The 15,189-nt window shown below is 63.8% G+C and carries 9 protein-coding genes; all 9 read right to left on the bottom strand.

Translation table 11 applies throughout. The annotated features are described in order from the left end of the window. Positions 1-91: 91 nt before the first annotated feature. Entirely contained in the window at positions 92-304 is a 213-nt protein-coding gene (locus ACZ3HV_RS43865) for a hypothetical protein (protein ID WP_465693787.1), read from the bottom strand. Positions 305-537: 233 nt separating this feature from the next. After that, on the bottom strand, positions 538-1,269 hold the full coding sequence (locus tag ACZ3HV_RS43860; protein ID WP_465693785.1) for a hypothetical protein: 732 nt from the start codon (positions 1,267-1,269) through the stop codon (positions 538-540). 823 nt (positions 1,270-2,092) lie between these two features. After that, positions 2,093-4,150 (bottom strand): protease Lon-related BREX system protein BrxL, encoded by a 2,058-nt coding sequence (brxL, locus tag ACZ3HV_RS43855; protein ID WP_465693784.1) that lies wholly within the window; start codon positions 4,148-4,150, stop codon positions 2,093-2,095. Then, a complete protein-coding gene (gene pglZ / locus ACZ3HV_RS43850) occupies positions 4,147-6,489 on the bottom strand; it encodes a BREX-1 system phosphatase PglZ type B (protein WP_465693782.1) in 2,343 nt (780 codons plus the stop codon). Before pglZ ends, brxL begins: the two co-directional genes overlap by 4 nt. Then, complete coding sequence (locus tag ACZ3HV_RS43845) at positions 6,486-9,722, bottom strand: Eco57I restriction-modification methylase domain-containing protein (protein WP_465693781.1); 3,237 nt, start codon at positions 9,720-9,722, stop codon at positions 6,486-6,488. The genes pglZ and ACZ3HV_RS43845 overlap by 4 nt, the downstream gene beginning before the upstream one ends. Then, positions 9,722-13,171 carry a BREX system P-loop protein BrxC gene (gene brxC / locus ACZ3HV_RS43840; protein ID WP_465693780.1) on the bottom strand — a complete coding sequence of 1,150 codons (3,450 nt, stop codon included), beginning with the start codon at positions 13,169-13,171 and terminating at the stop codon, positions 9,722-9,724. Before brxC ends, ACZ3HV_RS43845 begins: the two co-directional genes overlap by 1 nt. Further along, positions 13,168-13,725, bottom strand: a complete 558-nt coding sequence (locus tag ACZ3HV_RS43835; RefSeq protein WP_465693778.1) for a BREX protein BrxB domain-containing protein — start codon at positions 13,723-13,725, stop codon at positions 13,168-13,170. Before ACZ3HV_RS43835 ends, brxC begins: the two co-directional genes overlap by 4 nt. Then, entirely contained in the window at positions 13,725-14,480 is a 756-nt protein-coding gene (locus ACZ3HV_RS43830) for a hypothetical protein (protein ID WP_465693777.1), read from the bottom strand. Before ACZ3HV_RS43830 ends, ACZ3HV_RS43835 begins: the two co-directional genes overlap by 1 nt. Before the next feature lie 293 nt (positions 14,481-14,773). Then, a partial coding sequence (locus ACZ3HV_RS43825) for a hypothetical protein (protein WP_465693775.1) occupies positions 14,774-15,189 on the bottom strand: 416 nt, incomplete at its 5' end.

Genomic DNA, 15,189 nt, shown 5'->3' with positions numbered 1-15,189 from the left:
CACCTTCCGATCCTCGACCGGAACATCCACGGTCACAGTCAACGCCATAACCCATGATCCCACGGGGTAAAGCTATTTCGTTACCGCGACACTAGATGCAACCGATCAGCGCGCGTACCTCCGCACGAGTCGCACGCCGCTTGTGACCGTCCGAGTGGGCAGCCAGACCCACGTCATCGACGATGTCGTTTCCGACCCGGAACTTGCACGGCAAGTCTTCGACGAACTCGCCGAACTCGATGATGGGGGCAAACTGTCCGGCAGCCAACGCCAGGTAGCGCTCGGGCTCGACATGATCCTGCACAGCTCCCCATCGTCGCGTCAAGTGAACCACCAGTAGATCCGCGACACTCGTCCGCCGACTGATTCGCGACAGGCTAGCGTGCTTGGCGACGAACTGAGCGCCTGGCCAACGCACGGAGCAGCCGATGACCGGACGATCTTCATGGCACCGCATCGTGAAATGAAGGCCTGGGTCGCGTCTACGGCGCACGGCAGGGCTCGAGAGGCATGAACTACCTCCGGCAGCGCGTAGGGCTACGCAGCCCGAGGCAGGCGCACAGCTTCCCTGATCCTGTCGTTGCGCAAGGGCACGTACTGGCCTTCGACGGCGCAACCTCCTCCGAAGATCTTCATGAGGTCAGCCGATGCTTGCTCACCGAGCAGGGTGGTATCCGCCTCGAGCATCCGGTTGAGGCTGTCCGTGACCTGGGGAACGGTCAGCTTCTCCAGTGCGCTCTGCAACTCTGCAGAGGCGCCGTCCTCAAGTTGAGCGTTCGACAGTGCTCTCATGTTGTCGGCGATGACGGCCGCCGCGAGCATGATTTCGAGGACTCGTCGCTGCGCTTCTGCGCTGCCCATCCTCGTCCTTTGCTCGGCGAGCGCTACCTCCACCTCGGACGCGAACGCGGCAACGGCCGGCGTGGCCACGTCGGAAGTGAAGGCTTCGGCAGGTTCTGCCCCTTCTGAGAGCGTGACCTTCTTTGCCCGGCGTTCCCTCCACCAGGTCCTGACGTGCGGCGCCGCCTTGAAGGCGCCGATGGTCACCAAGACTCCCAACGCGATGCCCGCAGCCACCTTCAGCAGATCGGACTCGTCGTCTTCATCGTCCTCGACGCGGCCGCCCAGAGTCGCGTGGGTCTCGAGCTTGTTCGTGTCGTCAGCCCGCGCGAGCGGACTGGAACCACCGGCCGAGAAGTGCGTATCGGTGGGCCGCCCGACCCACATCGGCTCCCACACCAAGTCAGAGTTCAGGTCATCGGAAGTCACGGTCCAACTGTAACGGCGACGGCCGACACTTCGCCGCCTGTGAGGCCACGCATCCATACGTACGGATCAACCGCGATCCGCGCTTCCGACTGTCGCACATCACCTGGCGGACGTGTCTCGCATCTGTCGACGGAGGACACACCATCGTCGCGTCATGTCGCGTCAGAGGCCTGACAAGCTTCTCTACGTCTTCAAGACGGGCCCCTCCAGGGCCCGAAAGCGCGCCGCCACCGGAGGGCGGGCCGCCTGCCCTCCACTCCGCTTCGCTCCGCTCCAGGCGCGGCCCTTGGCTAGGCGCGCACACGACAAAGGGTGCCGGCGTTGGACACCGTAGAAATCGTCAACGGCGGCACTCCGAGGATGCACGCTTTGGCCGGCCACTCGCCGCCGCGGGTCAGGCGGCCTTGTCTGGTGGCCGCCGGTCTGGGGCTTCGCATCGCCCCGCTAGCAACTATGGGAAGTGCGGTCCGGCACGGCACGCGTCAAGGGCGCCTCCGGCGTCGCAAGCGAGCGAGCAAGCTCGCCCCTTGACCCGCACCGCACCGAACCTTGAGTCGGCAGCTATCGGGGCGATGCGCAGGACTGGCCGCGCGCTTTGACACCTAAGCGTCAGCCGGGGCTGAGCGCGCGAGGGCAGCACCGGAGCATGCCTCGCCCGACCCACTCCTCAACCACACGCGGCACCCGTGGATCCCGGACGTAGGCGAGGCAATAGCCGCGTTCTTGCGCCACTCGGGCTTGCCACCATCACGGGATCTCCCAAACAACTCGAGCGACGAGAATCGAACGATCCACCTCAAGGGGTCAGAAGGTGGATCTGACGTCACTCGTCGAGCGCCTTCATAAGGGCGTCCTGGGCGTCGCTGTAGAAGAGGAACATCACCTTCGTCGCCACCTCGTCGCTGACGTCAAGCAGCTGCCGGCGAGCCGATACCGGAAGCAGCAACGAAGTGGCACCCTTCTCCATCGCGTGCTCCGCCAGGGCTGCCGCGTTGAGAACGGTTTCAACCCCACCGCCAAGCGAGAGATTCCCGACTGCGATCAGCCCGCCTCGCATCGACCGCTGAAGCATGGCCGAGGCGAGGGCGAGGAGAATCGGCAAGCCGAGGCCGGCGCCTGACTTCGCCGAGTCGAGCGCACGAACCTGTGCAGTGAGGTTGTGCTCCCGCGGGTCTCGGTCGCCGACGAGCGCGCGTGCCTGGGCGATAAGATTCTGCTCCGCGACCTTAAAACTTTCCCTGAGCGGTGCCGGAGCAGCCTGGTTGAGGAGCCCGCGGGCCCCGGCACCGGGAGTGTCCGCCGCCTCGATGCGATACAAGCCCGGGCCCACATCGCCACCGCCTTCGGCGATGGCCCACACCTGTCCCGGTGGCAAGGGGTCGAGTCCGATGGAGTCGGGGCTCGCCAGCTCCGGCGTCGAGACGAACTGCTCGACACCTTCACCGATCCGGTACCCGAACTGGGTATTGCGAAATTCGGCTGCGCCGACCCGCCGCTGCTGCTCCTTCACGCGGCGACGGCACTCCAGGGCAATGCGAACGGCCCATTCCAAGTCGTCGTCGGAGATCGGAGCCTCGGCGTCTGGGTAGAGGAGCTTCAAAAGGCCATCGACGGTCTTGTGCACTGCGGATAGATCGCGTCCTGATAGTGCGTCAGAGTAGTTGACCCGCCCTTGGATCGACGCCAGACGCGACTGGCTCCGCAGGTGCGACCAGCACTCAGAGAGGAAGTCGCTGACGAGACCGAAGTGATGAGTGAAGTAAGTGGTGTTCAGCTTGGGAACGTCCCACCCAGGCAGGTAGGCGTGGATGCGGTCCATGAAGGCGGTGTCGTCACGCATCTCCGGGGGCAGGGGCGACAGCAGGTGCCCGATTCGCTGTTGGTGCGCAACGTCGACATCAAAGTTGCCGACGAGCACTATCGATCCATCTGCGCGGATGGACTCGCGTCCACGCGAGAACTCGCCGGACTCCATGTAGCCCTTCATGATGTTGACCCCGTCCTTCTGGTCGAAGGAGACGCCCGAGACTTCGTCGAAGCAGACGACGTCGTACTGGGCAACGAGTCCTCGCTGTCCGGTCGCATTGTTGACGAACATGCGCGCGACCGTCGCCTTGCCACCCGAGATCAGGTGGGCGTACGGGGAGACCTGCTGGAACAGGTGTGACTTGCCGGTGCCGCGCGGACCGAGCTCGACCATGTTGAAGTTGCGCTGAACGAACGGGACCATGCGCAGCAGCAGGACATCCTGCTCACGGGCGTGCAGTTGCTCGGGTTCAAAACCCACTGAGCGAAGCAACAGGTGCTTCCACTGCTCGGTCGTAAACTTCGCACGCCCCTCAGCGAGTCGCTCGAGGGAGTCGCGGGTCGAGAGCTGGATGGGCCGAAGGGAGCCGACCGCGAACGGCTTGCCGTTGCTCTCGTCCGCGATCACCGCGTCGTAGTAGAGGTCGACCTCGGCATAGAAGCCGCCGGTCAGCATCCGCTCGTTGTCACGCACGACCGCATCGTCGATGCGGACGTCCTTGAGTCCCAGACTGGGCAGCTCGGCGAGATACACGTTCGACTTTGCATCCAGGCGCGCCTTCACGAGGTCGATGAGCTTGATCGTCATGCGTTCGCGGGCGCGGGACTTGAAGAGCTCCTCTTCGCCGGCGCGAACGGTTCTGTCTGCCAGCAACCGGCGAACGACTTGGAGTCCCTCTTCGATCTCTTCCGGATCGGTGGTGGCGCAATACCGTCCGATGAGGAACTCGCCGACGTACGTCGGAACCGGGTAGGCCCCCTTGAACTGCTGCGCGAGGTCCTTGCGTACGACGTAACCCTCAAATGCCGACGCCGCCAGCTCGTCGATCGAGTCGAGCGTGATCGTGTCTGTCATGCCGCGCCTCCCACCGTCGTTTGGCGTTGAGCGACGACAGTGCCGTCTGCTGCGAGAAGGACGACGTACGCCGTGGTCCCCTCGGCGGCCTCATCCTCGTCGACGAGCACCTTGATCTCACCGGGCTCAGAGGGCGACTTTGGGCCGCCGACCGTCGTGGAGGAATCGCCGGGAGCAAGGCGGATTTCGGCAAGGACGTCCGCCTCGGCTGGCCCGAAGTCAACCCGGCACCGCTGGCCGGTCCAGCGGATGCCTTCGATCTGGGCAGGGCCGGCGGCAGCTCCAGCGCTGGCAGCGACCTCAACAACAGGGATGACACATTCCTGGTGGCTCAACCCACCGTGCTCGTAGATCGTTCCTGCCTCGAAGGCAGCCGCACCCGGAGCACTGACCATCTCAATCGAGCTGTCCCAGGTCCAGTCCACAATCGGGAAGTCGGGACGCGCGGCATCAACCTTCAGCCGGGCGACGCGCGGTTTGCGCGCGGCGTCACCGTCTGTGACAGCGAGAGGGAGGTTCACCTTTAACGCAGGCGCAGCTGGCATCAAGAAGCCGTGGTCAGTCACGACGACAACCCGCCGCCACCCCGCATCGAGCAGGGTCTGGATACGCTCCGACACCAGATCGAGCTGCTGGTCGAGCATGTCAGCAAGGGCATGACCGTGGGCGTGTCCAAGCTCGTCGATCGTGTTGGTTTGTGTCCAGCCGATCTTGTTGACGTCGCCCGTCTCGCCCGTCTTCCAGTCGAGGTACTGCACACCTGCCGCCGCAAGCGCCGCGCGGAAGATCTGGCCCTTCACTGAACGACCTTGGGTGTCGGCCGCGTCGAACGCCTGGCCCGCACCGAAGCTTGCCGCGATGGGCGCAACTGCAGGTTGGCCGGTCGGGGTGAGCGTCGGGAATGCCGCGAGCCTTGGCGAGACTGAAACCTCGAACGATGCGAGGCGCTTGGCAAGTCGTTGGGCGAGGTCGAAGCGCAGGGCGTCGACGAATGCCACGCAGGTCCCGGCTGGGACGTCGAGTCCAGTCTCCCCCTTGTAGCCCACTACCGCTGCGGCTTGGAACGTGCGCGCGGACTCCTCGACCCACGGGTCATAGATCCCCTTGAGTGCCTTGCACACCGCAGAGCGATTCGACGCCGTTGTTGCCGCAGCAATAGCACGCACGGCCAAGTCGTCGAACTTGTAGCCCTCTGTCGCGTGCCAGGCTGTCTGCGCTTTCAGGTCACCGGGGGGCGCGGGGGCAGTCGACAACTCGGCCAACTCAGCGAGGTATCCCGCGGCACGAGCAAGGGGTGCCTGTCCAAGTTCACCCCAGACGCTCTCCTCACGTCCCAGGTGGGTGACAGCGAGTTCCTTGACCGCCGCGCGGGTCTGGCCGAGATCGCTCTCCCCTTCCAGATCTGCCAGTGCTTTTCGGAGTTGGTTCTCCTGCTCTTGGTTCCACGATGACCAAGAATCAGGGTGCGGGTCACTGCCACCAAAGAGGTCATCCTCGGGACGGGCCTTGTCCAAGACTGACGGAAGGTTCGGGTAGCGATGCGGGTTGTCAGCGAAGCGAGCCCAGACGTCCTGCCATGCGCCTTCACGAGCACCGAGGCGTGCAGCCGCCGTGAGCGCACCATCCTTGGCTGGATCGAATCCGTAGGTCGATCGACACGCCTCAACGAACGCGTTCCAGCGTGCTCCTTGGAGGGCCTGCCGGGTGTCGTCGGGGTCGTTGAGCCACTCCAGGAGCGTCCGAACGCTGTCGGTCATCACGAGCGAGTGCAGTCGCAAGGCATCGAGGCGTCCCATACGGCGCAGTTCGTCGACGTCTTCTGCAAGGAGGCGGTCGAGCACGCTCGTCAGTGCCGACTTGGTCTTGGCGTCACCAGCGATGTCGAGGCCGGCTCCATTCTTCGAGCCGAGGAAGGAGTGCGGGCTCCAGGCCGCCTGGCTGTGTGCAGACGGCCACCAGTTGGAACGGAGAGCCAGGTCGACGAGTGGCGACACGTCAGGGTCGAGGCTGGTGACGTCCGACAGTGAGCTTCGGCCGTGACCAGGCAGGTAGATCACCCACGGGTTCTTATCGTTGCGCTCCGCCAAGTGCGACGGGAGCTCGACCGAGTCGGGTGCCGACAGGACTGCGCGGATCCAGATCGCCGGCCCTTGAGCCTTTGCCGTGTCGTACTCGCCGAGTACGAGGATCGGCACGGCTTCTTGCAGGAGGCGGATCACCGGCTCCCAAGTACGGTCCGGGTCGGGCCAGAACACGGCTGCCGGCGGGGTGCTGGACCCGGCGTTGTACTTCGCTGCCTCACGCAGCGCGTGCGCAACAACTGCGCGCACGGCGGTCACGGTTTCACTCCTGCCAGCCGCCGTGCCTCACGTCGCTCCTGCAGCGTCGGGTGGAGATCGTTGATGCGCTCCGAACCGTCGACGTTCGTGCCCCGATCCTTCTTCCAATGCACGTTGACCCTGGACCGCAACACACCTGCCGTCACGAACGGGCGGATGTTGAGTCGCACGCCGTCGTCAAGGTCGGGGTTCCAGCCGATCGGCTGCTCGTGCAGCTCCTTCCACCGCACATAGACGTCGTACGGCGCCGCGCCATCGAGGATCAGCTTGAGCTTCTCCTGCAGGGTTTCGGCCGCAGCGAGACGCGCATCCGCCCCTGCGCGAGCGGCAGCGGCCTCATGCTTCTGCCGCTCGATCCATGCGCCAAGCGACGTGAAGGTGAGCTTCTCAAGGGTTCGATGGTCGAGCCGGTGATAGTTGACGACTGCCGAGAATCCGTCCTTGCGGCCATCCCAGATGTGCCACAGGAAGGGACGGTTGTCGAAGACCTTCACATGTTCCGCGAAGAAGGTGTCCTGCAGCCAGTCCTCCAGTCGCCCGTTCTTCCCACCGGCGTCGGTGACGAGAGCCCGTTCGAGACTGCTCGACCACTTGTCGCCGAAGGCCGCGGCAAGAAGCTCACGCAACCGAGTCGCAAGGTCGTGCTCACCCGGGAGCGACTGCAACGCGGCAAGGCCGTCACTGTCGACGAACCGGTCGAGATCATCATGCTGCTGCTGTGGCCACCGGTAGCCAAGCAGGCGCGCTACCGCGACCTGGAGCGGATGGGTTGATGAGACGACGTCGCCATCGAACAACCACTGAGTCGGACCGCTGGATGAGGGCGTCGGTATCCCATCTGGAAACATCGACTGAACTTCGGCACGCCAAAACTCTGGATCGAACGGGAGCTGAAGCAAGGTCTGCGGCGAAGTCAACTTCCAGGTTGGACTTATCTTGGCCAACTCGGCTTTCAACGCGCCCGACATCGCGAAAGCAAGCAATGGCAACGCATCTCGTGGGCGATTGGGAACGATTGCAAAACAACTCGAATCATACATCTCGCCTCGATAGACGTCGGTTCGCGCGCCAATCTGGCTAACGACAACACCCCGCCTTCCCCAAAGAGGTTTGCCGCGCCTCCAGTTCTGCGCCGCGTGATTGAGATGCCTAACTGACTCGGCAAGTTGGGCCATTGAGCCTGACTCGTCCTCCCATAGGACGAGCTTCTGCCGCCCAGTATACAAACCCTCGCCGCTCGGAGAACTCTGAAGAAACTCCCACTGGGTCCCGAGCTCCGCAATCTCCCAGAAAAGGATCTCAAATCGATTCCCGTCGCCAGCGGACATTCCATTCCGAGCGTCTGCAAAGTCTCCGATAGTAGATGTGATCGCATTCCCGTCAGGCCGTGGACCTGAACCAGCGATAACAATGCGACTGTCTACCGAAGCCAGCCACGCTGACTGGGACTGGACAGTCAACGGTGTCGAAAGGAGACGGCCCGGCTTCTCCGTGAGCTGCACGCTAGAGGTATCCAGCGTCATCACTGGGTCGTCCCTCAGGCGAGCACGAGACCCAACGAGCAAGACCGGGTTCACCCTAAGTGGCGTTGAGAAGCTGTTGATGCCGAGTAGTGCAACGAGCCGGATGGCGTGGGCCCGAAGAAGGTGCTGACGAAACTGACGCCCCGCCCGGATGTGCATCCATTCGCTAGGCAGCACCATTGCGTAGGTTCCACCCGACGCCAGGAGCGACTCTGCACGTCGCAACATCACCAGCGCCAGTTCACGCTTGGCCTCGTCATAGTGTGACTTGACGAATGCCTCAAGAAGTGGAGACTGCTTCTCCAGTCCAAGGAATGGCGGGTTGGTCGCAACCAGCGTGTATTGGCGAGACAGGTAGTCCGCAGATTGTGCTAAGTCACCTACTGATTGACTGAGCACTCCTGCCGCTGGGCCAAGGAGATCGCGCCTGTCCGACCGAAGTGCACTAGCCACATGCGGCGCAAGATCCGCCCAATCGATCGACTCCAGCCCAGCGTCCTCGGCTATGCGGACCGGATCAATCAAGCTCCCCAGTGTGTCAGCGTCCAAGAAGAGCGAGTGTATACGCGCCAAGCCGGATCTGATCAACTCGTCACCCTTCGCCAGCGCAATCCACTCTGCAAGCGGTACACGTGACGGAAGACCGACACATGCCACGTTCGGAGCACGGAGTGGCCTGAAGCCTCCTTGCTTCCACGCCTCCAAGGCCAATGAAAAGGCCGCGAGTTGTGTGCACCGGGGATCGAGCTCGAGGCCGTGCAGGTTGTCTCGCAGAACAGCGTCCTGGGCGTCCGCCGGGGACAGGCCTTCCTCCTCGGCCCTCATTCGCCAGAGCATCCCGAACATTGCGACGAGGAAGTGTCCGGAGCCGCAGCACGGGTCCATGACCGTGACTTCCGCCGCAGTTGTCGGCCACTCGTGGAACGTGCCGGCAGCCGGGGTGCCATCGTCGAGGCGGCGCAGGTACTGCCATGAGTCCATCAGTGGAGAATCCGGGTGACGAGCCGCCCACCACGCACCGAGAGAATTCTCCAGGAGGAAGCGAACCATGTAGTTCTCTGTGAACAGCTGCGTGATCGAGGACAGATCCGACCCCCCGATCTTGACCCCAGACTCGCTGACGCGCTTCTTCTCAGCGGTCTGCCAGAACTGGTAGACCCAGCCGAGGGCGTCCTCGGTGACGAAAATCTCTGTCGGGATGCTGAGAAGGATTCGCTCCAGTCCGAGACGGTGCTCGGTCGCGAAACGTACTTGGACGGCCGGGTCGTCAACGCGGAAGACGCCCGGCAGGATTTCGGAGGCGAATCGGGCGGCGACCGACCAGCCGTCGGGCTCGCCAAGGTCGTCAGCAAGGTCCGCGCAATCGTCGAGGGTCAGGGAGGTGTCGCGGAACTCGGGGTGACGCAAGAGACCGTTGACTTCGAGGAATCGGGCGAACAGCAGTCGGTGCCACTGCTCGTACGCGACTTCACGGACAAGGTTCGTAAGGTTGGCGCCAACTTGAGCCGTGTCGTCGCCAAGTTGTCGAGCCTTCTCCCGTAGCGCGAGACGCAGCGCGTTGTCGTCGTCACTCAAGTAGGACGGGCGACTCGGCTCGGCCACAGCGAGCGCACGCAGGGCGTCACCTGCAGCCAGCTCAGCTGCGGTCCGGGCTCGTTGGACCGCGCCGTCGAGATGACGACGCTGGCCGGCGTTGAGGACATCTGCCATCAGCCCTTCACCACCACCGTGTCGTGCTCGGCAAGTGCCTGAGTCAGCTTCGCCCGAAGGTTGGAAATGTAAGTCTCAACGTCCTCAGCACTACTGAGAGTAGCTGCGGGCACCGTGACCGTGCCCGCCTTGGGCGCCGTCAGTCGGACAGCGGCCTCGAGTGCCTTCGCGGCACGGGCTGGCACCGCGTCGATAACCGCGCCCCACAACGAGATCGGCCGCTGCTGAACTGCTTTCAGAACTGCAGCAGCGTCACCCAAGTCCGGCTCCCCCTCCGGGGCCAGGTTGTGATGGCTGAGGAGTTGCTGCTGCTTGTCGGGGTCGAGCGAGGCCCACGCCGCCTGGTGGTTCAATCCATTGACGGCGAGCTGCCGCGCCTTCTCCAAGGAGTCCGCGGCCTGGGTTACCGCTTCACGCACCGCGCTCGCGAGGTCGGTCGCGATCGGACTGGTCTGATCGTTGTCGGCCAGTAGTTCCCGCGTCTGCTCGAAGGCTTCCAGCCGCGAACGTGTTTCGGCTGCACCATCCAGATCCATGGCGGCGCTCGACAGCGCACGGGCAGTTGCGAGCGCCTCTAGCCTCGACGCGCGACGCTTCTGAAGTGTGTCGAGACGATCGGCGAATTCGATCAGCTCGTCCTTCGCCGCGAGAAGAGCATGAACGCGGTCGTTGCCAGACGCACTCTTGACTTGTTCGATGCTGGCCGGAAGAGCGGTCTCGGGCAAGGGTGCAGGGCCGCCGATCGAGCCGGCTCTCTGAGCGAGCCCGCTGACCGCCTGCTCAGCGCCGTGCACCAACGTCTCGTTGTCTGCCGTCACGCCAAGCTTGCTCAACAGGCTGCGAGCTGCGATCTTCTCGGTGGACTTCAAGACGGTCGACTCGCGCCTCAGGTGCACGGTGCCAAGGCGGGTCTGTGACAAGACCTGGCTTGTCGATGCGTCCGAGCCATTGATCGTGGCGCGGATGAGTCCGTTGTCGAGCAGCACACCAACCCCTCCCATGAGCGCGTCACGCGGCCACCCGAATGGAGCAGACAGAACCGCCTTCTCCACGTCGCTCGCAGGAGTTCCAGCGCCGCCGATCCGGCCGAGAATCTCCTTGACAACGGGATGCTGCTCGGGGTCGGCGTCGTACCCGACTAACTTCAGCGCGTCCGCACCGGAACCCTTCTTGATCCGGTCGATCACCTGGTTCCAGCGAGCGTCATCAGCTACATCGAACTTGCTGAAAAGACGCGTGGCTGCCGACTGAGCACCGTTCTCGATGCGGTCCCGCAAGGCTGTCCCAGTCGGGGCAGAGCCTCCACCAAGTTGAACACTCGCCTTGGACAGGATGTCTCGGACATGGTCGCTGAGCTGTCCCTGGGCACGCGAAAGTCGGGACTCCATCGCGCGTCTTGCCTGCTTGCCCTCATCGTCCTGCGGGATTCCCTGCTGATCGAGCGTGCGTTGCGCAGCCATCTGGTTGCGCACCGCCGCCGCGAATGCTTGTGCTTGAACCCGGGGGAGATGCACGAGGACGACCGCCGAGTCAGCGCCAAGACCACGAGCCAGATCCTCGAACTGCTTAGCGGTCGTGCCGTCATCCCACTCCGAGCGGAGCCACACAGGAATCATGTCGGAGGTTGGCGGCGGGGCGCTGTCGACGTGCAGGACGAGCTTCCTCGCGACCTTCGCCTTCCCCTGCGGGACGGACGCCGGCAAGGCCTTATCAACCTCTGCGCGGAGCCGGGTGTCGCGTTCCGTGCTGATCTCGCTGTCTGTGAGCTGCGCAGAGTGCCGACGAAAGGCTTCGTCCCACGTCCGGCCGGCCGCTGTCTGGAGTCTGTACTCCTCGCCATCCTGTTGGAGGATGCCTTCTTCGGTCAACGAAGCTAGAACCACCGGCGCCTCCTGGCGAAGGGCGGTGCCATCGTGGGCCAGATCCTCGACGAGCAGGTCGACGAGATGGTCGACGGTGGCGCGGACCCCGATGTCGCCGGGCGCCACGGTCGGCAGCAGGCTGATGAGGTGGATCAGCCCGAGGATGCGTCCTCGCAGGGGTTCCTTCTGCCCCTGCTCGTGAATCAGGCGTTGGGTCTCCTTGAGCAGCAGACCTGCACCGTTGAGGTCCTCATGCTTCGCCGAGTAAAGGTAGTCGGCGCCGACGACGGTCCCGACGGGCTTGGTCGCAACCTGTCGGTTGGCGTCATGCACGATGCGAAGTTGCGAGCGTAGTTGTCCAGCTCGGCCCGCGTCAGCCTGCCGCAGGACGCTCTCCCAGAACCTTCGGCGGCTGGGAAGCAGCGGGTAGTCCTCGGGCAGATTGCTGTCGTCCTGCGCAGTGTGCTGGATCTTGCTGCCGACGAGTTGTCGAGAGATCTGGCCCGCTACGTCAGAGAGAGCCTTCTCCAGCGTCGAGCGCTCGGCAGGTTCCTTGCTGAGGAGAACCCGTCGTACGACAGCGTCGACGTCCTGGTTCTTAAGTACAACTTTGACGGTGAAGCGATCCTGAATCTTCTGAAGGGTGGCGTCGGCTGTGAGCTCCTGCTGGCCAGTTGCGACGAGAAGGACCCGTCCGTCTAGCTCGCGCGAGACCGACTCGGCGAGGCTCCGCACCTCCCCCGCCCGGCCACCGTCGCCGCTGATGTACTCCTGGACCTCGTCGAGCACGATGAGGGTCGGAGGGATGACGTCTCCGCCAACGTGCTGGAGGACCTTCCTGAGCAGCGTCATGGTCTCGTCGGTCGACAGTGCCCGCGCCTCGGGCGGGAACTGGCCGCGCAGAGCCTTCCGGACGTCCGCGCCACTGGAGGCGAAGCTGGGGTCGACAGCAAGGATGGCGTCTGCGAGGCGGGTGCTGAGGTTGTATTCGCTAAGTTCCTCGATGAAGTCTCCGCCGTTCGCCTCGACGTGAGCCTGTACGGCTTGCAACTCGCCCTTGCTTGAGAGCCACAATGCAACCTGGGCCGGTTCGACGCGGCTTGGAAGGCCAGCCGCTCCAAGCACGATGGCCAGGAATACCGCGTTGAGCGTGTCACCGCTCCGGTCGAGCGCGCCTGCCGCCGACCAAGGGGCGACACCGTCGCGCTTGCCGATGGTGGAGAGTTCGATGAGCAGGTCACGGATTCCTTGGGGCAGGTTCGTCAGCCCCCGAGCCGAAGCGCCGGTCGGGAGCGCGGTGTCAGTCCAGAGGTGCTGGAGCACCCGCACTAGATGTGACTTGCCACTTCCGTAGAAGCCGGACACCCAGACCGCCGGCTGGGTCGTGCTGCTCCGATGACGAATGTAGGAGTCGAGGATGCGCTCAAGGCCGTGCTCGTACTCCCCTTCACAGACGAAGCTGGTGAGCTCGTACTCCAGAACTTTCCACTGCTTCGAGTCGTCTGGCCGGTCCACATTCGTGACACCGTCGTTGGGGATCTCAAAGTCTAGCGGGCGACGTGTGAATAGCTCGTTGTTGATAGTCACGCGATCTCCTTCTGAGGGTCGATGACGCGAGCGCGATAGTTAAAGCCATCGCGAGCATCCAGCAAGCGGAAGGCATGGGTCTCGGGATCGTGGAGTCCCGGAAAGAGAACGAGGAGTCGTCCGTTCACCTCGTCGTCGATTGCCTTGATGACACTCGACGCTCGTAGGAAGGGAAATACCGACCCGATGCCGACGAGGGCAACCACGTCGTCGGCCGGAGTCGCTTCGATCTGTCCACGAACCTTCGTCACGAGTTCTGCCTCGAACTTGTCGATGATTGCGGAAGTGAAGTCACTGGGCTCCTCAAAGAACGCCTCCGCGTGCCGGTGCGAAGCAAGCCAGCGGCCGAGTACATCGGTGATGTCGATGAGTGTCCAGCCATGACCTGCTTGGCCTGTGGCCAGCTCCAGGCGAGGGAGGGCCGCACGCATGGTGCGCTCCATATCAGGCGGATAGACGAGCATCCACACGCGCTCGCCGCCGGACAGACCTGGGCGCCACGGGAGACTCAGCTCCCCAGCGTAGGCGTCTACGAGGTCGGACACGCGGCTCATCAGCGGGCCCCCTCGATGATCGGGAAGCTAACGTCGACCACGTTGCCTGCCACAAGCAGGTCGATGAGTCCTTGGGTGTGAGCGGCGCGCAGGGCATCGAGCCCGCTCCCCGGCGGAAGGTCCAGGAGCGCCGCCCAGGGAGTATCCAGGACACCGGCGCCACGGTTGCCCGCCAAGTGCCCCAGGTAGGCGGCGAAGGCGACGGCGGCTGGGAGTGCCTCGACCGTCTGTCGGAGCTTCTTCGTTCTGCCGGCGAGGTGACCGGTCTGGGTCCAGCAAGCGCCCGTGTTCCGCCCTGTCTTGCCGAGAGTCGTCTCCGAGAGGTCTGCCCCGTAGATAGCCGTCACAGCCTTCGTGAGGTCGTCGGAGGTGACGATCGCCCCTGGGGATGCCTGGTGGATCGCCTGAAAGGAGGCGCGGAGGATGCCGTCTCGCGTGAAGGCCAAGATGCCGGCCATGAGGGGTTGCGCGGCCGAGTCGACATCCCAAAGCCGCCGCAACGCGGCAAACTCTCGCCGGGCCGGGTCGAGGAAGTAGAGCTCGCGAAGGTGGCGGAACGAGCGTTGGCGGCCAGCCTGCGTCGGTCGACCCAGCACGTTCTCGTCGACGACCGCCTCGCGATAGCACTCGTGGGGCGCGTCCGCTGGCACCGCTCGAAGAAGCTCGACGAGATGCGGGACGCCGATAGTGTGGCTGGCCGTGGTGCGCAACGACCCGAGGGCGAAGTGGCCCTCCTGGGCATCGGGACCGGTCATCTGCGGCGAACTCCTAAGTGCTACGGGTGCCGTGAGAGAGTCCCGCGACACCATGTCCGTGCTGTGCTACTTGCACCCTCTGAGGTTAGCCGATGCACCGCATAAGGCTCCCACCTGTTTGCCACAACTTTGGTCACGAACCGGGGGCAGCTGACGGCAGACGACAAGGAACGACAACAGGCAAATGCCCAGGTCAGAGGCCATTTCCTGAAATGATGAGCGCAAATGCACAACGCCATCTCACAATCCGCGGGTTTGTTGTCGGACTGCGAGCGCTATGTCACGTCGCGTTCTCAGCTGCCGTCCGAATATCTGTACTCCTCGAGTCTTCTGCGTGCGAGATCACGCTCCTCCTCTGAGAAGAGGGAAGAAAATTCGGGTCGGAGAATTATGTTCTCAACAGTCAGATCTAGACGATTACGCTCCCACAACGCGACGAACCCGTCGGAAACGGAAGAGGACGCAAGGAGCCTGCGCGCAGTCTCCAAAGCACCATGGCGAGACAGCATGCTGAGGTAGAAAGTGGCGTTGTAGCCGGCCTCGTTCTTGGCTCGGACATATACGTCCTTCATAGCTCTCTCGAAGGCTCGCATGGCGTCCGGTTGTGCTTCTGGTGAACCACCCCGGGTTTGATGCGCACCTCCTTCGTTGGGAAGGTGGCATTCATGCCGAGCAAGTACGACGAGCAGACCCGCGCCAAGGCGGTTCG

It is taken from the genome of Kribbella sp. NPDC020701 (assembly GCF_055562215.1).
Note: the sequence above shows the minus strand (reverse complement) of the source record. Positions and strands in the feature narration are given on the sequence as shown.